Source organism: Hymenobacter glacialis, from assembly GCF_001816165.1.
Lineage (GTDB): Bacteria > Bacteroidota > Bacteroidia > Cytophagales > Hymenobacteraceae > Hymenobacter > Hymenobacter glacialis.
In genome coordinates this window covers 17,386-41,249 of record NZ_MDZC01000090.1, presented here as the reverse complement: position 1 = coordinate 41,249, position 23,864 = coordinate 17,386, and the positions used below count along the sequence as shown (strand labels likewise).

General features: G+C 60.8%; 20 protein-coding genes. 12 read left to right on the top strand and 8 right to left on the bottom strand.

Annotation, left to right across the window (positions count from 1 at the left end):
- Window positions 1–112: 112 nt before the first annotated feature.
- The 3 genes from BEN48_RS13910 to BEN48_RS13900 form a co-directional block, all read right to left on the bottom strand.
- Window positions 113–1,201, bottom strand: a complete 1,089-nt coding sequence (locus tag BEN48_RS13910; RefSeq protein WP_070735531.1) for an alpha/beta fold hydrolase — start codon at window positions 1,199–1,201, stop codon at window positions 113–115.
- Window positions 1,202–1,313: 112 nt separating this feature from the next.
- Window positions 1,314–2,810 carry a DNA integrity scanning protein DisA nucleotide-binding domain protein gene (locus BEN48_RS13905; protein ID WP_070735530.1) on the bottom strand — a complete coding sequence of 499 codons (1,497 nt, stop codon included), beginning with the start codon at window positions 2,808–2,810 and terminating at the stop codon, window positions 1,314–1,316.
- Window positions 2,811–2,895: 85 nt separating this feature from the next.
- Entirely contained in the window at window positions 2,896–3,720 is an 825-nt protein-coding gene (locus tag BEN48_RS13900; protein ID WP_158010199.1) for an energy transducer TonB, read from the bottom strand.
- A gap of 169 nt (window positions 3,721–3,889) precedes the next feature.
- Here BEN48_RS13900 and BEN48_RS13895 point away from each other — a divergent pair, with 169 nt between their 5' ends.
- Window positions 3,890–4,303, top strand: coding sequence for a RidA family protein (locus BEN48_RS13895; RefSeq protein WP_070735528.1), 414 nt, complete (start codon window positions 3,890–3,892; stop codon window positions 4,301–4,303).
- A 214-nt stretch (window positions 4,304–4,517) separates the two neighbouring features.
- On the opposite strand, the gene BEN48_RS19190 is transcribed toward BEN48_RS13895, so the two are convergent.
- Window positions 4,518–4,727, bottom strand: a complete 210-nt coding sequence (locus BEN48_RS19190) for a hypothetical protein (protein ID WP_158010198.1) — start codon at window positions 4,725–4,727, stop codon at window positions 4,518–4,520.
- A 12-nt stretch (window positions 4,728–4,739) separates the two neighbouring features.
- On the opposite strand from BEN48_RS19190, the gene BEN48_RS13890 reads away from it, so the two are divergent.
- A complete protein-coding gene (locus BEN48_RS13890) occupies window positions 4,740–6,569 on the top strand; it encodes an FUSC family membrane protein (protein ID WP_158010197.1) in 1,830 nt (609 codons plus the stop codon).
- A 268-nt stretch (window positions 6,570–6,837) separates the two neighbouring features.
- Here BEN48_RS13890 and BEN48_RS13885 read toward each other — a convergent pair whose 3' ends face one another.
- On the bottom strand, window positions 6,838–9,576 hold the full coding sequence (locus tag BEN48_RS13885) for a S8 family peptidase (protein ID WP_070735527.1): 2,739 nt from the start codon (window positions 9,574–9,576) through the stop codon (window positions 6,838–6,840).
- 570 nt (window positions 9,577–10,146) lie between these two features.
- Between BEN48_RS13885 and BEN48_RS13880 the strand changes: the two genes are divergently transcribed.
- From BEN48_RS13880 to BEN48_RS13865, 4 genes are all read left to right on the top strand, one after another.
- Window positions 10,147–10,401 (top strand): hypothetical protein, encoded by a 255-nt coding sequence (locus BEN48_RS13880; RefSeq protein ID WP_070735526.1) that lies wholly within the window; start codon window positions 10,147–10,149, stop codon window positions 10,399–10,401.
- A 24-nt stretch (window positions 10,402–10,425) separates the two neighbouring features.
- Entirely contained in the window at window positions 10,426–11,154 is a 729-nt protein-coding gene (locus BEN48_RS13875) for a hypothetical protein (protein WP_070735525.1), read from the top strand.
- Between the two features lie 25 nt (window positions 11,155–11,179).
- On the top strand, window positions 11,180–11,968 hold the full coding sequence (locus tag BEN48_RS13870) for an SHOCT domain-containing protein (RefSeq protein ID WP_070735524.1): 789 nt from the start codon (window positions 11,180–11,182) through the stop codon (window positions 11,966–11,968).
- Between the two features lie 124 nt (window positions 11,969–12,092).
- Entirely contained in the window at window positions 12,093–13,271 is a 1,179-nt protein-coding gene (locus BEN48_RS13865) for an L-dopachrome tautomerase-related protein (RefSeq protein WP_070735523.1), read from the top strand.
- A gap of 80 nt (window positions 13,272–13,351) precedes the next feature.
- On the opposite strand, the gene BEN48_RS13860 is transcribed toward BEN48_RS13865, so the two are convergent.
- The gene (locus tag BEN48_RS13860) at window positions 13,352–13,783 is read right to left on the bottom strand and encodes an RlpA-like double-psi beta-barrel domain-containing protein (RefSeq protein WP_070735522.1); all 432 of its coding nucleotides are present in this window, start codon (window positions 13,781–13,783) and stop codon (window positions 13,352–13,354) included.
- 569 nt (window positions 13,784–14,352) lie between these two features.
- On the opposite strand from BEN48_RS13860, the gene BEN48_RS13855 reads away from it, so the two are divergent.
- The 5 genes from BEN48_RS13855 (at window position 14,353) to BEN48_RS13840 (ending at window position 20,419) form a co-directional block, all read left to right on the top strand.
- Window positions 14,353–17,274, top strand: a complete 2,922-nt coding sequence (locus tag BEN48_RS13855; RefSeq protein WP_070735521.1) for a 2-oxoglutarate dehydrogenase E1 component — start codon at window positions 14,353–14,355, stop codon at window positions 17,272–17,274.
- 66 nt (window positions 17,275–17,340) lie between these two features.
- A complete protein-coding gene (locus tag BEN48_RS20225) occupies window positions 17,341–17,700 on the top strand; it encodes a nucleotidyltransferase domain-containing protein (RefSeq protein WP_083321069.1) in 360 nt (119 codons plus the stop codon).
- Window positions 17,652–18,062 (top strand): HEPN domain-containing protein, encoded by a 411-nt coding sequence (locus BEN48_RS13850; protein ID WP_083321068.1) that lies wholly within the window; start codon window positions 17,652–17,654, stop codon window positions 18,060–18,062. Before BEN48_RS20225 ends, BEN48_RS13850 begins: the two co-directional genes overlap by 49 nt.
- 30 nt (window positions 18,063–18,092) lie before the next feature.
- Window positions 18,093–19,778: a 2-oxoglutarate dehydrogenase complex dihydrolipoyllysine-residue succinyltransferase gene (gene odhB, locus BEN48_RS13845; RefSeq protein WP_070735519.1), complete on the top strand. Its 1,686-nt coding sequence runs from the start codon at window positions 18,093–18,095 to the stop codon at window positions 19,776–19,778.
- Window positions 19,779–19,891: 113 nt separating this feature from the next.
- Window positions 19,892–20,419 (top strand): DUF4126 family protein, encoded by a 528-nt coding sequence (locus BEN48_RS13840; RefSeq protein ID WP_083321067.1) that lies wholly within the window; start codon window positions 19,892–19,894, stop codon window positions 20,417–20,419.
- A gap of 14 nt (window positions 20,420–20,433) precedes the next feature.
- Here BEN48_RS13840 and BEN48_RS13835 read toward each other — a convergent pair whose 3' ends face one another.
- Window positions 20,434–20,829: a group III truncated hemoglobin gene (locus BEN48_RS13835; RefSeq protein WP_070735518.1), complete on the bottom strand. Its 396-nt coding sequence runs from the start codon at window positions 20,827–20,829 to the stop codon at window positions 20,434–20,436.
- 198 nt (window positions 20,830–21,027) lie between these two features.
- Window positions 21,028–21,993, bottom strand: coding sequence for an EamA family transporter (locus tag BEN48_RS13830; RefSeq protein WP_070735517.1), 966 nt, complete (start codon window positions 21,991–21,993; stop codon window positions 21,028–21,030).
- 123 nt (window positions 21,994–22,116) lie between these two features.
- On the opposite strand from BEN48_RS13830, the gene BEN48_RS13825 reads away from it, so the two are divergent.
- Window positions 22,117–23,781: a M1 family metallopeptidase gene (locus tag BEN48_RS13825; protein ID WP_070735516.1), complete on the top strand. Its 1,665-nt coding sequence runs from the start codon at window positions 22,117–22,119 to the stop codon at window positions 23,779–23,781.
- The last annotated feature ends 83 nt before the right edge of the window (window positions 23,782–23,864 follow it).

The following is a 23,864-nucleotide window of genomic DNA, read 5'->3' as shown; positions in this document are numbered from 1 at the left end:
CTATTGCAGTAGTAATTAATGCTGATTCAACGAAGCGGGAGAGATGCTTCGACTCTGCGGACGTCAGATGAGCATGACGTTTCAAATTATATTTATTAGGTAAAATATCCGCTCACTTAATCTCCGTGCGCGCCAGAAATTCCAGCAGGTATTCGCCCCAAATGCTGGGGTTGGAATGGGTGCCGTGGCCGGTGGTAAGGTCCGTGATGGGCAGCAGGACGTAGCGGCCTTTCGGCACCTTTTTAATTTCGGTTTCCATAATGCCCAGCTCGGGCGGGTTCACTTGGTCGTCGGCGGAGTTGATGGCGAGCAGGGGCGCCTTGATGGCGGCCAGGTGCGGAGCGGGGTTGTAGGTGCGCGACGCGTCGAACTGGTAAATAAAGTCGTTGGCATCGAGCGAGCCCAGAAACCGGGCCTGAGATTTAGCCAAAGCGGCTTCGGCCAGCTCGCGGGTGGGGGCCAGCTTCTGCATCTGCTTGGGGCTGCTGGTCATGAACAGCAGCGAGGAGATGGCGCCGGTGAGGCCGGTCTGGGGCTGGGTGGTGTAGTTGCCGCCCTGCCAGGCGGGGTCCATCTTTATCAGGTCGATGGCCATTTTGCGCAGCATGCGGTTGCGGCCGGCTATTTCCACCGGCAGGCTGGCCAGGGGCATCAGGGCGTCCATGAAATCGGGGTATTTGTAGCCCCACACCCAGGTTTCCATGCCGCCCATGGAGGTGCCCATTACCAGGCGGGCGTGGGCCACGTTCAGCTTTTCGGTGAGCAGGCGGTAATTGGCCAGCACCATGTCGTTGTAAGTATACTTTGGAAATTGCATGCGCAGCCCGTTGCTGGGCTTGCTCGATTTGCCGTGGCCGATGGCATCGGGCAGAATGAGGTAGTACTTGGCCGCGTCGAGCAACTGCCCGGGCCCGAAGAGGTGGTTGGCAAACAGCTCGCTCAGAAAGGCCTGCCCGCTGCCCGTGGTGCCGTGCATGATGAGCACCGCGTTCACCACTTTGCCGGCTTTGTCCTTGCGGGGCTGGCCCACGGTGGTGTAGTGCTGGTTGAGGGCGGGTAGCGTTTCGCCGCTTTCAAAGCGGAACTGCGGCAGGCTGAAGTCGCCTTCTACCGGAGTGGGGTAGCGCGACTGGGCTTGTCCCACCGCGGGCAGTAGCAGCCAGCACCACAGCAGAAACAACAAGGGACGGATAGTAGCCATGCGGAGAAAACGAAGCGTCAAAAAAAGAAAGCAGCCCCACCTGCGCGGAACTGCCTCCAAATGACGCCCATAAAAACCACAATTCCATACTCAACGCTTAAGGGTACGCGGGTTATTCCTCCGGTACGGACGTGATAATGTCCGTCAATCCATCTTCGCTCACCACCACAGCCAGGCAGGGATAGTCGGAACTTTCCACGTAGCGCAGGGCCGAGTTGTAGCGGGCCCCGCGGGTGCTGTCGCCGCGCCCGGAAGCCCGGCCATCGAGAATGACCCCGATGGAGTAGCAATACCCTTCGGGGTCGAGCAGAACGGCACCGTCGATGCTGGTCACGAGGCGCGTGATGAGCGGGGTGAGCGGCACGGGCTCCACCAGGGTGCACTGCAGCTTGAGGCGGTCGGCTTCGGCCAGGGCCTCGGTGGTGATTACCAGCAGCGTGCCGTGCTTCTGGCGGCTGGCTTCGAGCACTACTTCCCAGAGGCGCTCCACTTTGGGCGCGTCGGTGAGGGCGAAGGTGCGCTTGAGCGCCCGCCGAAAAGCAGTGCGGCTGAGGCGGTTGCGTGCCAGGCCGGGCAGGCCGTAGTGGGAGCGCAGCAGCACGTGGGTGTCGTGCTGCAGTTCCCAGGAGTAGTGCGTCACAAAATTGATGACGAACAAATCCTCGCGCTCGGCGTCATATTTCCCTACTTGCCGGCCCAGGGCGTACACGTTTTCGCCGTTGGCCAGCAGGTGCACGTCGGGCGTGGCCATTTCCAGCAGCTTGCGCACGGCCCGGTAGTCGGTGAGCTCCGTGGGGCAGGTGAGGGCAAATACTTCTTCGATGTTGGGGTGGCCGCGGCGGGCCAGCAGCAGCTTGCCCACGCCTTCGGCACCCTCGTAGCGTAGGCTGCTGATGGTGTTGCAGGTGGCAAATAGCTTGGTGGTGGCGGGGTCGAAGCCCAGGGCCTGGGCGGGGGTGTCGAGCAGGGTTTTGCCGGCGGCACGCAGCAGTTCCTCGCTTTCGCGGGGCCGCACGATGAAGCCCGCGCCGGGCTCGGGCTCGGTCAGGGCCTTCACGCTTTCTTCGTTGAAGCGGTACATGGCCGCCACGAGCAGCGACGGCGCCAGCGGCCGGCCGTCGGTGTAAAAGCGGTGGGGGCGGAGCGACGGGTAGGCGCGCAGCGGCTTGCGCTGCAGGCGCAGCACCGTGACCACGAAATACCCCCTTATTTCGATGGGGTAGCCCGCAAAGTGCTGGTGGCTCTCGTGCTCGTCGAGGCCGTTGAGGGTTTCCTGCACGGCATCGCGCAGGCCCAGGCCTTCGTGCTTGCGCCGCAGCATGGCCGGGCTCACGTCCTCGCGCTCGGGATAGGGCCAGGGCCGCGAGTTCTGAATGAAGCGGCCGCGGGCCACCACGCCCGCAAATGCACCGGAGTCCAGCCCACAGTCGGCCGGCTCCAGGCAGCGGGCGGGTTGGGCGGGGTCGCTGGGCAGGGCCAACAGCACCACAAACGGGTTCAGGTCTTCATCCAGGCCCGTAAACAGGTCGGTGGCCAGCGCCTGCGCGGCCTTGCGGTAACGCTCCTGATGGGGCCAGAGGAGAACGGGAGCAGGGGCGGGGGCAGGCATGATGACGGAAAAACAAGCAGCAAATCGAAAACGCCCTGCTCAGCCAAAGTAAGGGGGCGTGGGGCCGCGCGCCCCACGGGCGGGGCTACAGCTGGAATAGAACCGGCAATATCATCTTTTGCTTTAAAGGCTTGCCATTATACGAAGCGGGTTCCCACTTGGGAGCCGCTTTTATCAGGCGCAGGGCTTCTTCGTCGAGGCCGGAACCCATCTTTTTTACCACACGGACATCGGTCAGGCTGCCGTCGGTCTGCACCACAAACTCGACCAGTACTTTGCCCTGAATCTTGCGCTGGCGGGCCAGCAGCGGGTACTTCTGGTTTTTTTCAATCCACTCGAAGAAGGCCTCAGTGCCGCCCACGGGCCGGGTGGGGTGGTCGGGAGCCACCACGGCAGGCCGGTTGGGGTTGGCCGACGCCGCAATGTCGGCCGCGGAGGTGGTGATGGGCCGCTCCTTGGCGCCCATGGTCACTACTTCGCTGCCCGGCGACATGACGAACGACACCGGCACGTAAATGCGCTGGCGAACCACCTGGTTGCGGTGCTTGGCGGGCGTCCACTTCGGCCCGCTCTTAATGAGGCGAATGGCTTCGGCGTCCAGCTCCGGCGAAAGCGGGGCATCCACTTTTACTTCGTTTACGGTGCCGGTTTTCTCTACAATGAAACTCACTTTCACCGTGCCCTGAATGCCTTTTTGCATGGCGCCAGCGGGGTAGCGCTGGTTGGCAGCCAGAAACTGCGCGTATTTCTCGGTTCCGCCCAGGGGCACAGCGGGCTGTGCCACGGAGTCATACACCTCGGTGGCCGACGGCTTGGGGGGCATCTTCCGCTTCTGCGCCTGGGCGCCAAATGTGAGGAGCAACAACCCGGCAAGCGGGACTACTAGTGGTTTGGGTACACGGAAGAGCATAGCGTATCGTATGTTATGGGAATAGGTAGGACCCGTTTTACAAAGTACGGCAACCCGAAAAGAACGGTGGCCGCACCCCACCGCTCTAAAAACCTTGCCAGTCCCAACGGTGTCGAGCAGGCTGGCGTTCTTTGGGGCCATTTACTTTCATCGCCTGCCGTTTTTTTGCATGACCGAACAACCATCCCGAGCCCCCGAGCCCGTGGGCGCCTACCCCTATACGCGCCGCGTGGGCAACTTATTGTTCCTGTCCGGCGTGGGCCCGCGCCAGCGCGGCCAGAAAGCCATTCCCGGCGTTGAGCTCGATGAAGACGGCAACATCCTGAAATATGATTTTGAAAGCCAGTGCCGCGCCGTGTTCCAGAACGTGCGCTACATTCTGGAAGAAGCCGGGGCGCAGTGGGACGACCTAGTGGACGTGACCGTGTTTCTGACCAACATGAAGGATGACTTTTCGATGTACAACCGCCTCTACGCCGAGTACTTTGCCACGGCACAGCCCTGCCGCACCACGCTCGAAATCAACTGCCTGCCCACGCCCATTGCCATTGAGCTGAAATGCATTGCGGCCCTGGGCGACTAGCCCTGAACGGCTAGCAGTGGTAAGACAATAACCTCGGCCCCGGCACCCGATTGCATGCGCCCGGAGCGGCGGGCATCCTTGGCGCGGCCCTACCCGTTTCTTTGCGTAGCATGAACACCCAAACGCGCAATCTGCAGTATTTCTTTTTCGGCCAGAATTTCTCGGACGGGTTGCGCACCACGCTGGCCATTCTTGTGCCCACGCTGGTGCTGGCTCAGCTGGGCCATTTTGAATGGGGCCTGATTATGTCTACCGGGGCGGTGTGCGTGAGCGTGACCGACACGCCTGGCCCGGCGCGCCACCGGCGCAACGGCATGCTGGCCACGCTGGCCCTGGTGGTCATCACGGCCCTGGCCACCGGCTTGGCGGCCGCCAACGTCTGGCTGCTGGGGCTGGTGGTGGGCGGGTTCGCCTTCCTCTTCACTATGTTTCTGGTGTGGGGCGCCCGGGCGCGGCCGTGGGCACAGCGGGGCTGCTCAACACAATTCTGCTGCTGGCCCGGCCGCCATCGTTCGGCCAGCTGCTGCCGCACACGGGGCTGCTGGTGGCGGGGGCGCTGTGGTACGCGGGGCTGGCGCTGCTGGTGCACCGCGTGCGGCCCTACCGGCCGGCCCAGCAGGCGCTGGGCGAGTGCGTGCACGCCTTGGCACGCTTCCTGGCCCTCAAGGCCCGTTTCTACGACCCCACCACGGCCCTCGACGACAACTACCGGCAGTTGGTGGCGCAGCAGGTGGTGGTGAATGAAAAGCAGGAAGCCGCGCGCGACCTACTATTTCGCACCCGCCAGATTGTGAACGAAAGCACCCCCACCGGCCGCCGCCTGGTGCTCACCTTCGTGGCCACCGTGGATTTGTACGAGCGCATCACGGCCACTTACTACGACTACGCCACCGTGCGGGCCGGATTTGGGCAAACCGGGGCGCTGCCGGCTGTGGCCACGCTCATTCGGCACGTGGCCACCGAGCTCGACCACCTCGGCATTGCCATTCAGGCCAACCGCCCCTACGACGCCCCCGGCCCCGACCTCGACGCCGAGCTCAGCCAGCTACAAACCCGCCTCGCGGCCCTGGATACCGACGCCAGCGTGGAGGGCAGCACGCTGGTTCTGAAAAAAATAGTGGTCAACCTGCGCGACATCATCCGGCGCGTGGGCAACATCCGACGCTATTTCGACGAAGGCATCGACGAAGCCGCTCCCGAGCCCGGCCGCGCCGCCGAGCACACCCTGTTCATCGCCCCGCAACACCTCGACCCCAAAGCCCTGCGCGAAAACCTTACGCCGAAATCGGCAGTGTTCCGGCACTCCGTGCGCATGATGCTGGCCTGCTTGGTGGCGTTTGGCGCGGGGCAGTGGCTCTGGCGCGGCGAGCACAACTACTGGATTTTGATGACGGTAGCCATCATGCTCAAGCCCGGTTTCAGTCTCACGCGGCAGCGCAACACCGCGCGCATTGTGGGCACGCTGGCCGGCGGGGTGCTGGGGGGGGTGGTGCTCTGGCTGGTGCCCTGGGCCGAGGTGCAGTTTGGCGTGCTGGTGGTATTTATGGTGGTGGCGTATAGCTTCCAGCGCACCAAATACGTGGTGACGGTGGTGTTTCTCACGGCCTTTTTGCTGATTCTGTTCAGCTTTCTGGGCCTGAACTACGTTGGCGTGGTCGAGGAGCGAATCACCGACACCCTCATTGGCTGTGCCATTGCCTTCTCGGCCGGGTATTTCCTGTTTCCCAATTGGGAGTCAGAAAAACTCACCGATTTCATGGCCGCGGCCCTGCGGGCCAACCTGGCCTACCTGCACCAGCTGGCCAACCGCCTGGCCGGCCGGCCCCTGCCGCCCAACGAATACCGCCTGCTGCGCAAAAACGTGTACGTGAGCGGCGCCAACCTCGCGGCCGCGTTCCAGCGCATGCTCAACGAGCCGCGCAGCAAGCAGCATCGCCCCATCGACACCCACGAGTTTGTGGTCCTCAACCACATTCTGTACTCCAACGTGGCCGCTCTCACCGCCACGCTTCGCGAAGCGGCCCCCGCCGTGCCGCCCTTCCTGCCCGAGAGCCGCCGCGCCCTCACCAGTGCCCTGGCTGCCCTGCACAAAAGCCTGGTGCTGCTGGTGCCCGGCGCCCCAGCCGTGGCGCCCCTACCGGAACGCAGCCCCACCGAGCCCGAAGCCAGCACAACCCCGGAAGACAAACTGGTACAGCAGCAGCTGGTTTTCCTGCAAAAGGTGAGCGGCGACATCAGCAAAGTGGCCGAGGTGCTGGCGAAGTAGCGCGTGGTCATCTAAGGCGCTGCTGCTGGGATTGTCGATGCATCTGTAGCCAAAGCCGCAAGCCCGCACGCATCAGTAATCTCATTGAAAAAAAACGTCATGCTGAGCGCAGCCGAAGCATCTCTACCGCAATACTAATTTTGATTAGCTGCGTAGTAGAGATGCTTCGGCTGCGCTCAGCATGACGTGCTAATACCAGTACTTAGAAAGCAAAAAAAAGCCCGCTCAACGAATTGAGCGGGCTTTCTGGAAAAAAGTGACGCGGGGATTAGTGCGTTAGAACCACTCGGCCGCTGTTGGATTTGCTGCCCGTGGTGAGCTTGTAGATGTACGTACCGGCCGCGAGCTGCGTGCCGTCGAACAGCTGCTTGTGCACACCAGCAGTTTGCACCTCGTTGCGCAGCGTCTTCACACGCTGGCCCAGCAGGTTGTACACGTCCAGACGTACAGCACCGGTTTCGGACAGGATGTAGGTGAGGACAGTCTGGTTCTGGAAGGGGTTCGGAGCAGCCTCAATCACCTTAGCCGATTGCGCGGCGCTGGTAGAAGCGCTGCCACGTGCGGCTTGCACGGCGGGCATGTTCCACTGGTCGTGGGTGCGGGTCACCAGCACAGCGAAGTCAGCACGCTTCACTACCTGAGCGGGGTTGAACGTGGCGTGCAGCACGGGCTGCAAGTCGTTCGGGCCCTGGGTGAGGCTGAAGAAGGCGTTCATGATGTTCATGTCGAGTGCTACCTGCACGTAGCCAGCCAAGCCAGCTGGAATCTGAGCGGCATCGTCGATGGCAATGCGCTGGCCGTTCACCAGCACCGTTACGGGCGCCGTGGCTTTCAGAGCGTTGTTTTGCAGGCCCAGGCTTTGCACCAGCGAGTAAGCCAGGCTGGCCCGCTGCACTGCGGCATCTGGCGAGAACACACCAGGAGCGGTTGCCGTCATCACACCGTTTTTGGTTTGGGTCTGGTCGCGCAGGGCAGCGCCCTTCGACGTCACCGACTCGGCCAACAAGCGCTGGCTGCTGCTCACGTCGCTGAAGCTCACCGAGCCGTCGAGAGGCATGAACTGGCGAATAGCCTGGCCCATCATCAGGTAGTCGGCCAGCTGAATGCGGGTCAGGTTGGCATCGGGGGCAAAGCCGGTAGCCAAACCGTCCATCAGGCGCTTGCTCACCGCCAATTTAATAGAACCTTCGGCCGGATGGCCTACGGCGTCGTTCAGGCCGGTGGTACCGGTAGCCTGGTTCAGCGAGATGTTGCCGGTAACGCTTTCTGGGAAAGCAGCACCATTCAGGCCTTCGAGGCGCACCGTCCAGGTGCCGGCTTCAGGCGATACCACGGCCACGGCGCGGCCGGGGCTGGTAGCAAACAGCACCGAGATGCCGGAGGCGAAGCGCTTGCCCGTGGGCGACAACAATACCAAGTTAACCGGGTTGCCGGTTTCGCCTAGCACGCCGCTCACCTTGCAGCTCACTTCCATCGAGCTGGTGCCGCTGCTTACCGCAAAAGTGCGGGAGTTGGTGGCGGTGCTGGTTGGGTTGAAATCAATGCTAAAGGTGCTCTTGGCGCTGCTCGTGTTCACGCTGCTTACAAAGGCACGGGTGGCGTTGGAGAAAGCACCATAGCCGGGGGCAGCGCGGAAGGCGCGGTCCACAGCGGCGTAGGCGTTAACCATGCCACGGCCTACTTCCCACGACTCGCGGTTGGGCAGGTTGGTAGCGGTTTCTTCCAGAATGGCTTTCACCTGGTAAGGGTTCAGCGCGGGGTTGGCGTCCAGCATCAGGGCCACAATGCCGGCCACGTGGGGCGCAGCCATGGAGGTGCCGGTGAGGTGGGTGTAGAAAGGAAGCTGGCCAGGAGGAAGAACAGCGGCGTCCTTCTGGCTGCTGAGCACGCCTACGGGCGAAGCGGTCCGGGTCGAAATAATGTCCGTGCCGGGAGCCGTTACCGTGGGCTCATCGCGCCAGGTAAAGTTTTCGCCGTCTACTGAGAACGTTCCGCCCACGCCCTTGCGGCCGCGCGACGACGACGGAGCCAGCACGCCGGCTTTGTCGGAGTTGGCCACAGCAATTACCCACGGTGCTTTCTTGTATTTGCCGGTGATGGTGCCCGAGCCCGAACCGGAGTTGCCGGCCGAGAACACCACCACGATGTTGCGGTCTACGCAACGCTTTGTGGCCACCGTGATGGGGTCAGCTGGATTTACGTCCGTGCCGATGTCGCTGGTGGTACCAAAGGAGTTGGTGATAACCCGGATGTTGTAGCGGAACTGGTTCACAAGCGCGTAGTCGAACGCGCCGATTACGTCGAGGATGAACAGGCCGGCACCGGTGCCGTAGCCCACAATGCTCGCGCCGGGGGCCACACCAGCGTGCTGGCCGTTGGAGGCCGCGCCAGTGGCGCCGGCGATGCCGGCTACGTGCGTGCCGTGGCCACCGCTTTGGTCGGTGTTGGCAATGTCTTCGAGGTAGGTAACGGGCAGCATGCCGTCCTGCGCGTTGAGGTTGCTGGTGCCCAGCACGTTCTGCTTCAGGTTAGCGCCCAGCTTCAGGTCGGGGTGCGTGCCGTCCACGCCGCTGTCGTTCACTACCAGGCCAATGCCGGTGCCGGCTACTGGCAGGCCGCCGTTGCGCTGCGTGAAGCTGCTCTCGTTCCGCACGCGGCGGGCGCCGGTGAGGTGGGTAGCGCCTTCGTTCTCCAGGCTCAGCGAGCGGTTGAGGTAAAGCGAAAGCACGTTGGGGGAAGCCGCCAACTGGGCAATCTGGGCATCGGTGGCAAGCACGCCGGCAATGGGCAGCTCGCGCAACGTCCGGCCCTGAGTGATGCCGAGGCCGCTGAGGGTTTGCATGGCTGCGGCCGAAGGCGCGCCTGCTCCCTTAAAAGTAACAATAACCTGCCGTAACCCGGTGCCGCCCACCATGGCTTCTTGCAATTGAGGGTCGAGGAGGGCCTGCGCCTGGAGCGTCACCGCGCTGCTCGCGGAGAGCAACATCAGTAGTAGGGTTTTCTTCATCGTTTAAAAAAGCTTGTTTTTGTAAAGAGTGAGAAACAATGCCCAAACCTACGAAAAGACTAAAAAAACGGATTGCCAAATTTTTAATAATGTTGCTACATAAGTCGATTTGCATGAAAATATTAAAGTGATTTCTTTATTAGTCAACATAAATTTCATCGCATATATTATGCGAGTCACCAGTGTTTTGAGATTTTTTGAGTTGCATTAAAATCGTCAAAAACGGCTTTTAGAGACTGTCTGGGTATTAATTACTGGTCTGATGGCCTGTCTGTGTTGTGAGTGTGACAGCTGATTTTAAAATAATCGGACGATTATCAAATTAATAATCTGTGCAGGCCCATTCGTTCAGGTGCCGGACCCGCTTTCGCCAAGGCAGTGCCGCGCCGCCGACACGCCTGGCATCATGCTAAGTGTCTGGTCGGTGCAGGGCAGTGGCGGGCTCCGGGGGGAACCCGTTGCCAGGACGGGCGTTGCTACTTTGTACTTTTGCCCTGCTTTGACGGGCGGCCGGACTTGCCCTGCAGCTCGTCCTACCTTCGTGCCGGCTCCGGCCCTTTCTGTTTACTTATGCGCCACGTTGCCGACATTCCCCACCCCGCGGTCAAAATCACGCTTCTGGCTTGGAACGGCAAGTTCCTGCTGAAGCTGGAGCAGGGCAATCTGGAGCAGACCTATAAGGTAGCCGAGCTCGACCTGCTTACCGGCACCGACGCCGAAGTGCGCGAGCTGCTGGACGATGATTTCTTTGCCAGTGCCATTGCGCGTTTTCAGGCCATGCGCGCCGATTTGCAGGCCGCTTTCGACCGCCACGAGTTACGCTAAGGCCATTCTATTCCCCCATTTGTGATGCAAAAACTAATTGTCCTGCTGCTCGCCCTCACGGGTTTTCTGGTAGCGGCCCCGGCCACGGCCCAACTCTACGACGTGCGCGCCGGCGAAGTGAGCTACAACAAAGGCTCGCGCCCGGCAGTGAAAGTGCAGGTAGACGGCAATGCCTCCGATGTGCGCGACTTCCTGCAAAGCTGGATGAAAAGCAGCTACAACATTAAATTCAAGAGCGGCGGGGTGCTGGGCCTGGGCAAAAGCGACGTGTTGGTGGCCCGCCAAACCCCGGCCAGCACCGTGTCGGGCAAGCTCGTGGACATTTATGCCAGCGTGATAGCGCCCGCCGATACCATCACGGAAGTAGGCCTGTTTGGTGGCTTCGACGACAATACGTTTTTCGACCCCGACAAAACCGCCACCGAATACAATGCTTTGCGCACCATTGCGCAGAGCTTTGCCAGCGCCGCGCGCCTCAAGGCCTACCGCGACCAGGTAGCCGAGGCCGAGAAAAAACTCAAGACCGACGAGAAAGAAAAAGACAAGCTCGAAAAGAGCCGGAGCAACCTGCGCAGCAACACGGCCTCCAACCTGTCGCGCATAGAAGAACTGAAGAAGAAAAACGCCGAAAACCTCATTCAGTCGCGTTCCGATTCGGTTTCGCTGATATCGAACGGACTGCAGCTGGAGCAAAGCCGGGCGCTCCTGCAGCGCCGCCGCAACCAGCTCTCCACGCTCGACCGCAAAAACTAGCCCCGCCGCCGGCCGTACTCAGGTCATGGACAACCCCTCTTCGCCCCTCGAAACCCTCCGCCAGCTCAAGGAGATGTTGGATGCGGGCGCCCTCACGCCCACCGAGTTTGAGTCTCTGAAGCAGCGCCTAGTATTCACGGACCCGCCCATTCCCCAGGCTCCGCCGGCTGCCGAGCCTGCCCCGTCGGCCCCGTTTATTAGTGCGCCTGCGCCCATTGTTCCGGCAGCACCCGTGCCGCCTGCTGTTTTGGTCCCGCCGCCCGTCTTCACGCCCGCGCCGCCGCCCAGCCAACAGCACCCCGTCGTTGTAGAAGACGCGTCCCAAAACGTCGTCCCGAGCGGGGGCACTGCCTCGCCGGTAGGCCCGCCTTGGGCAGGGGAGGAGTGGAGCAGCGAGGTGCCGCCCTCAAGCTTTACGGCACCGCCAACCGCTCCCGCTCCCGCTCCTGATGCCGATGCCAGCTGGGTTACGAGCGAGTTCCCGGAGGCGGCCGCGCCGGCGGCCCGCAGCCCGCTGGCCCTCATCCTGTCCATTGGCGGCTTGCTGGCGCTGCTGGCCTTAGTGGTGTACCTGTCTATGAATCGCCCGCCCTCCGAGCGCCTCACCAGCACCAGCCAGACCGCGGCCGATTCGGTGGCCGCTACCATAGAAGTAGGGCCCCAGGCCGAGCCCCTGTCGCGAACCGAAGCAGTGCCCGAAACCATTCGGGTAGTGCCCACCAACCCCGCCCCCATTGTGCCGGCTCGTCCCAGGGCTACCGTCCGCGACTCAACTGCTGACTCCACCAGGCCCGATTCGGCGCTAAATCCCTAGGTTCTGGTTCCAGCATGCTTGTTGGGAGGCACTTATTCAACGCGCCGGCCCGGTGGCCGTATGCTAAGTCCAGGCTGGTACCAGCCTGGACTTTTTTGTCTTTCTTTTCCACCACCCCAGCACCATGCCGCTTCCTCTGTATTCCTCTCCCCGGATTTTGGCCGCGCTGGCCGCTGCTGGCCTCCTGCTTGGCAGCTGCTCATCGCCCGGCAACGAATCGCAAAGCATTGTTGCAGCCGCCGGGCCGGCCACACCCACCTCGCCGCTGCAGGTAGTGGCGGAGTTCACCGGCCCTCAGATGGTGGGCGTGGCCGTAGCGCCCGGCGGCAAAATCTTCGCGTGCTTTCCGCGCTGGGACTACAACCCCGTGTATCCTATTGCCGTGGTGGGCCCCAACAACACGCTCACCCCGTATCCCAACGCCAGCTGGTGCACTTGGACGGAGGCCGTGAAAAACGAGCCCCAGAATCACTGGATATGCCCCCAGAGCGTATTTGCCGACAAAGCGGGCATGGTGTGGGTGCTCGACGCCGCCTCGCCCGGCTTTCAGGGCACCGTGCCCGGCGGCCCCAAACTGGTGAAAACCGACCCCAAAACCGGTCAGGTGTTGCTCAATGTTTCGTTTCCCGCCAGCGTGGTGCCCACCAAGTCCTATCTCAACGATGTGCGGATTGACCTGCAGAACAACTACGCCTACATCACCGATTCGGGCACTGGCGCCATTGTAGTGGTCGATTTGAAAACCAGCAAATCCCGCAGCCTGCTCGGCAGCCACCCGTCAACCAAAGCCGAGAAAGGCCTGGTTGTAAAGGCCGCAGGCCACCCGATGGTTGATGCCCAGGGCAGGCCCGCCCAAATCAACGCCGACGGCATTGCTCTGAGCACCGACAACGCCTACCTGTACTACTGTCCGCTTACGGGACACACCCTGTACCGCATCAAAACAGCTGCCCTGCGCGATGCCTCCCTCAGCGAGACGCAACTGGCCCAGCAAGTAGAAACCGTGGGCAAGATTCCCGCCTCCGACGGCCTGGAAATCGACGCTGCTAATAACGTGTACATCACTTCTTACGAGCAAAGCGCCCTGCTGCGCCGCACACCCGCTGGACGCATCGAAACCGTGGCCAAGGACGCCCGTCTGCAGTGGCCCGATACGTACAGCTTCGCCGCCGACGGTAACCTGTACGTGGCCAACTCCGCCATTCACAAGATGCCCACCTGGAACAAAGGCGTGGAACAGCCTCACGAGCCTTTCCGTATTTTTAAAATGGCACTTCCTAAGAAAAAGGCACCGTCTAAGTAAAATCCGGAGGCCGTGGGCATGAAAAAAGCCGCACCATTACCTAGTGCGGCTTTTTTAGGTAGCTATTAAGATAAATATAATTACTCGAATGCTACTTTCTGGATTTTTACGCCTTTGGTGAAGACGTCCAGGTTTTCGCTGGTGTGGGCCAGGATGTCCATGCAGTGGCGGTGCCGCTGGTTCATGGTATCGTGCACAGTGTACACACCGTCCAGCTTTTTGGAGATGCCGGATACGCGCACCATGTCGCCGTAATCGAATTCTCCACCCCAACGCTTCAGCAAATCGCGCGACAGGGCCATCCAGCGCTTTTTGGTTCCGTAATGGGGCTTAATCAGGGAGTTGTCGGCCGTCACGAACGGCTCGTCGTCAGTTTGTCCCGGTACTGCTTCGTAAATGGTGGCCGTCACGCGGTAGGTGGGGCTCTGGGCAACGTACTCTTTGGGCTTGTTGGCATCCATTAGAGTGTCAACTGGCACTTTGGCTACCCAGCGCTCGGCGGGGCGGCTCACTTCAAGCGGCGTAATAAACTTAACCAGACCGGATGCTTCGTTAGTGGCTGGTGACGAGGAAAAAAGAGGGGCTGTTAACGCGGAGGCTGCTAAAAGTATGTCTAAAAATAACCGTACAGAACTCATTAAAAAGGATTTCGTTCATCCGCCATTCTTCGCCTGGCAGCATAGGCGCCCCCGAATTTTGTTTATGGGGAAAGGTTCTAACGATTAGGTAGATAGATAAGTTTTACGAAAATAAAATATCCAATCAGATGGCGTCTTACGTGCTCTATGGGGCGATAATATTTGAATTTTTATAGCACAAATAGCAGGAATGGATGAGTTTACTGGCGTGGCGCGCGTTGTTAATTACTGGTGGGTTATATTATCTCAGTGCGCCTACGTAGTGAGTATCCTCAACCGTGTTGTCAATTTTCGATAAATTGGCCAGCCAACCTGATTGAAGGTGCAAAACCAAAGGATATGATGCCTTTGATTAGCAAGTGTATTCGTTTACCCGAATTTAGGTTTTTGCCTGGCATATAAGCCTCCTACATTTACGCAGCCTTATCCACCCCGATTCTCACATGGATTCATACTCGTATATCGCCAACGCTGACGCGGCGGCCATTGAAACCCTATACCAAGCCTATCAGCAAAATCCGGAGTCAGTGGATTTCGGGTGGCGTAAGTTCTTTGAGGGGTTTGATTTTTCCCAGCAGTTCCCCGAAGGCGCCTCCGTGGTGCCCGGTGCTACTGCCACCAATGGCACCGGCGCGCTAGCTACCAAAGCCGCAGCGGCCCCCGGCCCCCGGCCGCAGCCCGACTCCTACGGCGTTCTCGTCACCCCGGCTTCGACCAACAATGCCCCCGCCATGGCCAGCGGCGCACCCGCCAGCGACAAGGAAACGGCCGTGCGCAACCTGATTCACGCGTTCCGGAGCCGTGGCCACCTGCGCGCCAAAACCAACCCAGTACGCGAGCGCAAAGACCGCAAGCCCCGCCTCGACCTGGGCGATTTTGGCTTGGGCGAAGCCGATTTTGACACCGTTTTCAAGAACGGCGAAGTCATTGGCCTGGGTACTCAGGCCACGCTGCGCGACATTCTGGCGGCGCTGGAGAAGATTTACACCGGCCCCATCGGCTTCGAGTACATGTACATCCGCGACCCGCAGGTGCTGGACTGGTTCCGCGAGAAGGTGGAGCGCGACTCGCTGGCTTTCAACCCCAGCGGGGAGTACAAGAAGCGCATTCTGAAGAAGCTAAACGAGGCGGTGGTATTTGAAAACTTCCTGCATACCAAGTTTCTGGGGCAGAAGCGCTTCTCGCTGGAGGGCGGCGAAACCACCATTCCGGCCCTGGATGCCATCATTGGCAAAGCGGCCGAGCTGGGCGTGCAGGAAGTGATGATTGGCATGGCCCACCGCGGCCGGCTCAACGTGCTGGCCAACATCATGGGCAAAACCTATGAGCAGATTTTCTCGGAGTTTGAAGGCACCGCCGTGCCCGACCTCACGATGGGCGACGGCGACGTGAAGTACCACATGGGCTACTCGTCGGAAGTGGAAACGGCCAGCGGCCAGAAGGTAAACCTGAAGCTGGCCCCCAACCCCTCGCACCTGGAAGCGGTGAACCCGGTGGTGGAAGGCTTCGTGCGAGCCAAAATTGAGCACCAGTACGGCAACGACTACCACCAGATTCTGCCCATTCTCATTCACGGCGACGCCGCGGTGGCGGGCCAGGGCATTGGCTACGAGCTGACCCAGATGTCGTTGCTGGAAGGCTACAAAACGGGCGGCACCATTCACTTTGTCATCAATAACCAGGTCGGTTTCACCACCGATTTTGAGGACGCCCGCTCGTCGATTTACTCCACGGACCTGGCCAAAATAATTGACGCGCCGGTGCTGCACGTAAACGGCGACGACCCCGAAGCCGTGGTGTTTGCCGTGCAGCTGGCCACCGAATACCGCCAGGAGTTCCACGCCGATATCTTTATTGACATGGTGTGCTACCGCCGCCACGGCCACAACGAGTCCGACGAGCCCAAGTTCACGCAGCCCACGCTCTACAACCTCATCTCGAAGCACCAGAACCCGCGCGAGGTGTACAACGCCATGCTGGTGAAACGCGGCGACGTAGATGCCGAGCTGGCTGCCCAAATGGACAAGGAGTTCCGCGACACCCTGCAGGAGCGCCTCGATTTGGTGAAGCAGAAAGCCCTGCCCTACAAGTACCAGGCCCTGGAAAACGAGTGGCGCAGCCTGCGCCGCAGCAAGCCCGAGGACTTCGACCAGTCGCCCGAAACCGGCATTTCGGCCGAAACCGTGGAGAAAGTAGCCCAGGCCCTGACCACGATTCCCGACGGCTTCAAGCCCATCAAGCAGATTGATAACCTGCTGAAGGAACGCCGCAAGATGTTCTTCGAAACCCGCATTCTGAACTGGGCCGCCGCCGAGCTGCTGGCTTACGGCTCGCTCCTAACGGAAAAGCACGTGGTGCGCGTGAGCGGCCAGGACGTGCAGCGCGGTACGTTCTCGCACCGCCACGCGGTGCTGCACGATGCCGAAACCTCGGCCCCGTATACCTCGCTGAACCACATGGAAGGCGAAAACGAAGAGCTGAGCATCTTCAACTCGCTGCTGAGCGAGTACGCGGTGCTGGGCTTTGAATTTGGCTATGCCATGGCCAACCCCACGGCCCTGGTGGTGTGGGAAGCGCAGTTCGGCGACTTCGCCAACGGCGCCCAGACCATGATTGACCAGTTCATTGTGAGCAGCGAGAGCAAATGGCAGCGCATGAACGGCCTGGTGATGCTGCTGCCCCACGGCTACGAAGGCCAGGGCCCGGAGCACTCCAACGCCCGCCCCGAGCGCTTCCTGCAGCTGGCCGCCGAGCACAACATTGTGGTGGCCAACATGACCACGCCGGCCAACTTCTTCCACGCCCTGCGCCGCCAGCTCACCTGGAGCTTCCGCAAGCCGCTGGTGGTGATGTCGCCCAAGTCGATGCTGCGCAACCCGCTGTGCGTGTCGCCTATTGAAGACTTCACCAGCGGCAGTTTCCGTGAGGTGATGGGCGATGCCTTCGCCGAAGCCAAGAAGGTAAAGCGCGTGCTGCTGTGCTCGGGTAAAGTCTATTTTGACCTGCTGGAAGAACAGCGCGAATCCAAGCGCACTGATGTGGCCATTGTGCGCCTGGAGCAGCTGCACCCCTTCCCCCAAAAGCAGCTTGCCGTGGAGCTGGCCAAGTACCCCAAGGCCAAGCTGTACTGGGTGCAGGAAGAGCCCGAAAACATGGGCTACTGGAACTACATGCTCCGCTACATGCGCCGCGAGCTGGAAGACGTTATTGCCCGCAAGCCATCGGCCTCGCCGGCCACGGGCTACAACAAAATCCACGTCAAGGAGCAAAAGGAGCTGGTGGCCCGGGCCTTCGACAAGCCCAAAGAAGCCGTGGCCGATGATACCATTAAGGCTACCGCCGAAATCGCTAAAAAGCAGGACTAATGCTTGTAGCGCATGCTTTAGCTTGCGCTCGTACTCACATCGAACAAGCTAAAGCATGCGCTAAACATGATAACCGAAGAGCAAATCCAAGACGTGGTGCAGCGCATCGTGGAAGGCTATGCGCCGGACCGAATTATTCTGTTCGGCTCGTATGCCTACGGGGTGCCCACTGAGGACTCGGATTTGGATTTGCTGATTATCAAGCGTGATGCGGAGGAGAAGCGAATGGCACGCGCTATTGCTGTCCGCACGTTGCTGTGGGGTACTGATGCTCCCGCAATGGATATTCTGATTCGTACGCGGCGGCGAGATGGAGCGGGCAGCAGGTGTTTTTCAATCCGTAGAAACCATTGCCGAGAAACAAGGCCGGCTACTGTATGCTGCCTAAGACCCCCGAACAGAAGCGCGTTGCCATGTCAATGTTAACGGCTGACCGTGACATGGAAGCCGCTGAAACCCTGCTGCAGGCTAGTCCGCACCTTTATGAAAATATTGGTTTCCACTGCCAGCAAGCGACGGAAAAATATTTAAAAGCCGTACTGGTAGCCTCGTCGCTGCCTACACCGTTCATTCACGACCTAACCAAGCTGCTGTTGCCACTTGTTCAAGCGAATTTGATTCAGTTTTCTCATCAAGACCTAGTGGAGGCTGCAATTCTCAATGAATTTGGCGTAGAGTTACGCTACGAAACCGACGATGACCCAAGCTACACTTCGGCTGATTTGTTGACGATGGCTACTCGTTTTCAGACCAAGCTCCGGCCACTGGCCCAGGCGTTTCTGATTTAATTAAAACTTAACTACACGCTTTCACCGCCCATGCCCCTCGAAATCAAAATCCCCGCCGTTGGCGAATCCATTACCGAAGTCACCATTGCGAAGTGGCTCAAGCAGGACGGCGACGCCGTGAAGCGCGACGAAGTCATTGCCGAGCTGGAATCGGACAAGGCCACGTTTGAGCTGCCCGCCGAAGCCGACGGCATTCTGAAAATTCGCGTAGCCGAAGGTGAAACCATCGGCATCGGCACCATCATCGCCGACCTGGATAGCGCGGGTGGCAATGGCGCGGCCCCAGCCGCGGCTGCTCCGGCGGCTTCGGCCCCAGCCCCAGCCGCTCCCGACCCTGTTTCCAAGGGCGAGGAAAACCCCCAGGCCAGCAACCAGGCTGGCTACGGCGGCACCCCTGCCGGCAACGAGAGCAAGGACGCGGCTGCACCCGGCGCGCCGGCTGCTGCGGCTGCACCAGCCGGTGGTGGTGGCACCATAGAAATGAAAATCCCCACCGTAGGCGAGTCCATCACCGAAGTAACCGTGGCCAAATGGCTCAAGGAAGACGGTGCTCAGGTGAGCCGCGACGAGGTAATCGCCGAGTTGGAATCGGACAAGGCCACGTTTGAGCTGCCGGCCGAAGCCAGCGGCACGCTGCGCCACGCCGTGAAAGAAGGCGAAACCATTGCCATCGGCACCGTCATTGCGCGCATTGAGGGCGGTAGCGGCGCAGGTGCGGCCCCGGCAGCAGCGGCTCCGGCGGCAGCGCAAGCGGCCCCCACGGCGGCTTTGGCTTCGCAGCCGGCCAGCGGTGGCGCGGCCACTTATGCTACCGGCGTGCCTTCGCCGGCCGCGGGCAAGATTCTTGGCGAGAAAGGTATTGCGGCTGCCGACGTAGCCGGCACCGGCCGCGACGGCCGCATTACCAAAGAAGACGCGCAAAACGCACAGGCGAAACCTGCCGCGCCAGCTCCGGCCGCTGCTCCGGCTTCCGTGCCAGCTGCTGCTCCGGCGGCGGCCCCTGCTGCTGGCGGCAGCCGCGAGGTGCGCCGCGAGCGCATGAGCAACCTGCGCAAGACGGTGGCCCGCCGCCTGGTGACGGTGAAGAACGAGACGGCCATGCTCACCACCTTCAACGAGGTGAACATGCAGCCCATCATGGACCTGCGCAACAAGTTTAAGGACCAATTTAAGGCCAAAAATGGTGTAGGCCTGGGCTTCATGTCCTTCTTCACCAAGGCCGTGTGCGTAGCGCTGCAAGAGTGGCCGAGCGTGAACGCGCAGATTGACGGCACCGATATCGTGTTCAACGATTTCTGCGACATCAGCATCGCTGTGTCGGCCCCGAAAGGGCTGGTGGTGCCCGTGATTCGCAACGCCGAGCAGCTGAGCTTCGAGGGCATTGAGAAGGAAGTGGTGCGCCTGGCTGGCCTGGCCCGCGACAACAAGCTCACCATTGAGCAGATGACAGGCGGCACGTTCACGCTCACCAACGGCGGCGTGTTCGGCTCCATGCTCAGCACCCCGATTATCAACGCGCCGCAGTCGGCCATTCTGGGCATGCACAACATCATTCAGCGCCCCATTGCTGAGAACGGGCAGGTGGTGATTCGGCCCATGATGTACCTGGCCCTGAGCTACGACCACCGCATCATCGACGGCCGCGAGTCGGTGTCGTTCCTGGTGCGCGTGAAGGAGCTGCTCGAAGACCCTACCCGCATGATGTTTGGGGTTTAAGCCCTGAGGAATTCTGCTTTAAAGCGGCCGGCACTTATTGCCGGCCGCTTTTTTTATGCGCCGAATAGCCCAAAATCATGGATTGGCGTTAAAGAATATTCTTCCCAATCATTATGAAAAAGAACTCCCTCAAACCCCGTCCTGCAAAATTCTGGCCCGTGCTCGGCTTTGCTACCCTGGCGGGCATGCGGAGCATGAGCGCCCCGGCTTTTCTGAGCCATTACCTATCGCGGCAGCCTCATGCCGGCCTAAATGGGTCGCCGTTGCGCTTCCTGCAAAAGCCGGGCACCGCCACCGTGCTCAAGGTGCTGGCCGCTGGTGAGCTGGTAGCCGACAAGCTGCCCACCACTCCCGACCGCATTGCCCTGCCCGGAATGACGGGGCGGCTGCTTTCGGGGGGCTTGGTTGGAGCGGCGTGGTACAAATCGCGCCACGGCAGCGCACTAGGCGGCGGGCTGCTTGGGGCGGCTGTGGCCTTTGCGTCCACCATTGTCAGCTATGCCCTGCGCACGGGCATCAGCGAAAAATCGGGGGTGCCCTCCGCTTTGGTGGGCGCGGGCGAGGATGCCCTGGTGCTGGGCGGCGGCGCGGCCCTGCTGCGCGCCCAACGCCCGGCTGCCAGCGAGTGGCACCCCATGTAGTTATCAGGCAGCGGCTATTGATTTCCCAGTAGGGATAAAGGATTGGGCGTCATGCGGTGCTCAAACATGGCCCCGATGTTCTGGGCTTTGAGTTTAGCTTCGGTGGCCTTGGGGCCGGCAAACAGCTCGTCGACGCTGGCATAAAACAGCGCCAGCCATTGCCGGAAATGCTCGGCCGCGATGGGCAGCGGAAAGTGCTTGGCCATGGGGCGGCCCTTATAGCGGCTGGTGCCCAGCAGCACGCTACTCCAGAAATCGTACATGGTGGGCAGGTGGGCTGCCCAATCGACCCGGGCCACATCATTAAAAATGGGGCGCAGCAGGGCATCCTCGTTGACACGGGCATAAAACGTATCGACCAGCCTGACGATGTCGGCTTCAGAATGCAGGTCGGATGAGGAAGGAGCCATTGGAAGCGACAGGGAGTGCAATTGGTTTTGCTGGTCGTACAGAATTAAGTGCACTGTAACCGGCACGCCCTGCTGCGCTCAGCGCGACGTTTTTCAGGTACGGTTACCAAAACCAACTCGAACGACTGGAAGTGTTATTGTAGCATCAGCCAGCTTACAGATGGCTGATGCGGTGCCTGGTACCCGCGCCAATCAGCATTAAATCTTTGCTGCTGCTTCTAGTGAGGCTACTGGGACCACTGCTTTGCGCCTGCCTCCCAATACCACCAGCACCACGGCCAGTACAATAAGGGCCGCCCCGCCCAGCATCTGTGGGTTCAACACTTCGCCGGCGAAAGCCCAGCCCAGGAGCACAGCCACCACGGGATTGACGAAGGCGTAGGTGCCAGCAAGCGCAGGCTCTACTACCCGCAGCAGCCAGATGTAGGCCGTGAAGGCTACGATGGAGCCGAACGTGACCAAGTAAGCATATGCCATCCACGACTTGGTGGTGACCTGCGCCAACTCAAAGCCGGTGGCCTCGCCCCGCAGCAGGCCCAGGATGAGCATGGCCACGCCGCCGCAAATCATCTGCATGCCGCCGGAGAGAAAAGGGGAGGAGGCTGGCTGGTGCTTTTTGGAATAGAGCGAGCCCACCGACCACATCACCGCCGCCAGCAGCACCAGCGTAACGCCGATTTCGGGATGCCCCGGCCGGGGCACGCCGGCCGAGCTGGGGTGCGCGGCAAGCAGGTACATGCCCCCCAGCCCCGCCGCCAGGCCCAAGGACACCCAGCGCGTGGGCCGCGGCGTGATGCCGCTCAGCCAGCCCAGCAGCGCCAGAAACATGGGCACTGTGGCCACCAGCAGCGACGTGGTGCCGCTGGGCAGGTACAGCACCCCAAACGTGGTGCCGCCGTTGCCGAAGCCCAGCAGGCAAATGCCAATCAGCAGGCCGTGCCCCCAACCCCGCCAGGTGGGCCGGGGCTCGCCCCGCAGGCGCATAACGGTGTAGAGCAGCCCCCCCGCCAGGCCGTAGCGGGTGCCGGCCATGAGCAGCGGCGGAATGCTGGCCACGGCCAACTTCATGACCAGATAAGTAGAGCCCCAGATGAGGTAGACGGCGGCAAAGGCCAGTAGCAGCGCCAGCCGCGAAGGCGCGGCGGCAGGATTAGAATTCGACATGAAAGCAGGTAAGAAGACTGTAAAATTACGTCCGGTAATTGGGGCGGCCCAGTTATGCTGCTCATTAAGGGTTAAGTCGAACTCGGGGGCTCGATTTGCACCGGTTAGTTGTTGCTTTGTGTAATGAAAGACAATTTGTTTCTGGCGCTGCTCCTGCTGCTTGGCCTGGCCCACCCGGCTGCGGCGCAGCTCTTGCAGCCCAATCCCGCTTTCTCCCGTGCCGACTCCCTGCGCGGTAGCCTCACCTCGCCGCTGCGCACCAGCTACGACCTCAATTACTACCACCTCGACGTGAAGCTGGACCCCGCCAAGCGGTTTATCAGCGGCTCCAACCTGTTTCGGTTCACGGCTACGCAGGATTTCACCCAGCTGCAATTTGACCTCTTTGCCAACCTGCAGGTGGAAAAGGTGCTCTACAAAGGCAGGGAGGTACCCTTCACCCGCGAGGCCAATGCCGTGTTTGTGACCTTCCCAAAAGCCATTCTCAAAGGCAGCCGCGATGAATTCACGGTGCACTATTCCGGCAACCCCATTGTGGCCAAAAAGGCCCCCTGGGACGGCGGCATGGTGTTTACGAAGGACGCCTCCGGCAAGCCCTGGGTGGCCACGGCCTGCCAGGGTACCGGCGCCAGCATCTGGTGGCCCACCAAAGACCAGCAAGCCGATGAAGTGGACTCGATGCTCATCAGCGTGAGCGTGCCTACCGGCCTCAAAAATATTTCCAACGGCCGCCTGCGCAAAGTTACCAGGCTCAAGGGCGGCTACACCCGCTTCGACTGGGCCGTGCGCAACCCCATCAACAACTACGACGTGGCCCTGAATGTGGGCGACTACCAGCATTTTTCCGATAGCTACGCCGGCGAGAAAGGCCCGCTCACGCTCGACTACTGGGTGCTGCCCGAGAACCTGGCCAAAGCCAAAACGCAGTTTGCTGCCAACGTGAAACCCATGCTAAAAAGCATGGAATACTGGTTCGGCCCGTACCCGTGGTACCAGGACGGCTACAAGCTGGTGGACGCCCCGCACCTGGGCATGGAGCACCAGAGCGCCGTGGCCTATGGCAACAAATACCAGAACGGCTACCTGGGCCGCGACCGCAGCAACACCGGCTGGGGCGCGAAGTGGGACTTCATCGTCATCCACGAAAGCGGCCACGAGTGGTTCGGCAACAACATTACCACCAAAGACATTGCCGACATGTGGGTGCACGAGGCGTTCACCACCTACTCCGAAGCCCTGTTTGTGGAAAGCCAGTTTGGCAAGCCCGCCGGCCAGGAATACATCCACGGCCAGCGCCGCAACATTCAGAACGACGCGCCGATCATCGGCCCCTACGGCGTGAACAAGGAAGGCTCCAGCGATATGTACGACAAAGGCAGCAACATGCTCAACATGCTGCGCACGGTCATTAACGACGATGCCAAGTGGCGGGAGTTGCTGCGCGGGCTGTCCAGCACCTTTTATCACCAGACCGTGACCGGCCAGCAGGTCATCGACTATTTCAACCGCGAAAGCGGCCAGGACCTCACCAAAATATTCGACCAGTACCTGCGCCACCGCAGCCTGCCCACACTGGAAGTGCGCTTCGAGGAGGGCAAAACACTGGCCCGTTGGGTGTCGGAAGTGCCCGATTTCAACATGCCCGTGCGCATGCGGCTCAAGGGCGGCGACTACCAGCTGATACCGCTCACTACGAAATTTGCGGTGGTTAAGGAGTTAGCCGGCGCCACCAGGGAAACCCTGGAAGTGGATACCTTCAACTACTACATCGGCGTGCTGGTAGAATAGGGATGCAATGCCTAGCCGGCTTAGCTTGGCAGTGGGAACAGGATAAGATGCTTCCTTCGTCAGCATGACAGGCGTACCTTCGC

Excerpts from the sequence above, each read along its gene's own strand:
- BEN48_RS13910 (WP_070735531.1), bottom strand. The coding sequence starts at position 1,201 with ATGGCTACTATCCGTCCCTTGTTGTTTCTGCTGTGGTGCTGGCTGCTA.
- BEN48_RS13905 (WP_070735530.1), bottom strand. The coding sequence starts at position 2,810 with ATGCCTGCCCCCGCCCCTGCTCCCGTTCTCCTCTGGCCCCATCAGGAG.
- BEN48_RS13900 (WP_158010199.1), bottom strand. The coding sequence starts at position 3,720 with ATGCTCTTCCGTGTACCCAAACCACTAGTAGTCCCGCTTGCCGGGTTG.
- BEN48_RS13895 (WP_070735528.1), top strand. The coding sequence starts at position 3,890 with ATGACCGAACAACCATCCCGAGCCCCCGAGCCCGTGGGCGCCTACCCC.
- BEN48_RS13885 (WP_070735527.1), bottom strand. The coding sequence starts at position 9,576 with ATGAAGAAAACCCTACTACTGATGTTGCTCTCCGCGAGCAGCGCGGTG.
- BEN48_RS13880 (WP_070735526.1), top strand. The coding sequence starts at position 10,147 with ATGCGCCACGTTGCCGACATTCCCCACCCCGCGGTCAAAATCACGCTT.
- BEN48_RS13875 (WP_070735525.1), top strand. The coding sequence starts at position 10,426 with ATGCAAAAACTAATTGTCCTGCTGCTCGCCCTCACGGGTTTTCTGGTA.
- BEN48_RS13870 (WP_070735524.1), top strand. The coding sequence starts at position 11,180 with ATGGACAACCCCTCTTCGCCCCTCGAAACCCTCCGCCAGCTCAAGGAG.
- BEN48_RS13865 (WP_070735523.1), top strand. The coding sequence starts at position 12,093 with ATGCCGCTTCCTCTGTATTCCTCTCCCCGGATTTTGGCCGCGCTGGCC.
- BEN48_RS13855 (WP_070735521.1), top strand. The coding sequence starts at position 14,353 with ATGGATTCATACTCGTATATCGCCAACGCTGACGCGGCGGCCATTGAA.
- BEN48_RS20225 (WP_083321069.1), top strand. The coding sequence starts at position 17,341 with ATGATAACCGAAGAGCAAATCCAAGACGTGGTGCAGCGCATCGTGGAA.
- BEN48_RS13850 (WP_083321068.1), top strand. The coding sequence starts at position 17,652 with ATGCTGCCTAAGACCCCCGAACAGAAGCGCGTTGCCATGTCAATGTTA.
- odhB (WP_070735519.1), top strand. The coding sequence starts at position 18,093 with ATGCCCCTCGAAATCAAAATCCCCGCCGTTGGCGAATCCATTACCGAA.
- BEN48_RS13840 (WP_083321067.1), top strand. The coding sequence starts at position 19,892 with ATGAAAAAGAACTCCCTCAAACCCCGTCCTGCAAAATTCTGGCCCGTG.
- BEN48_RS13835 (WP_070735518.1), bottom strand. The coding sequence starts at position 20,829 with ATGGCTCCTTCCTCATCCGACCTGCATTCTGAAGCCGACATCGTCAGG.
- BEN48_RS13830 (WP_070735517.1), bottom strand. The coding sequence starts at position 21,993 with ATGTCGAATTCTAATCCTGCCGCCGCGCCTTCGCGGCTGGCGCTGCTA.
- BEN48_RS13825 (WP_070735516.1), top strand. The coding sequence starts at position 22,117 with ATGAAAGACAATTTGTTTCTGGCGCTGCTCCTGCTGCTTGGCCTGGCC.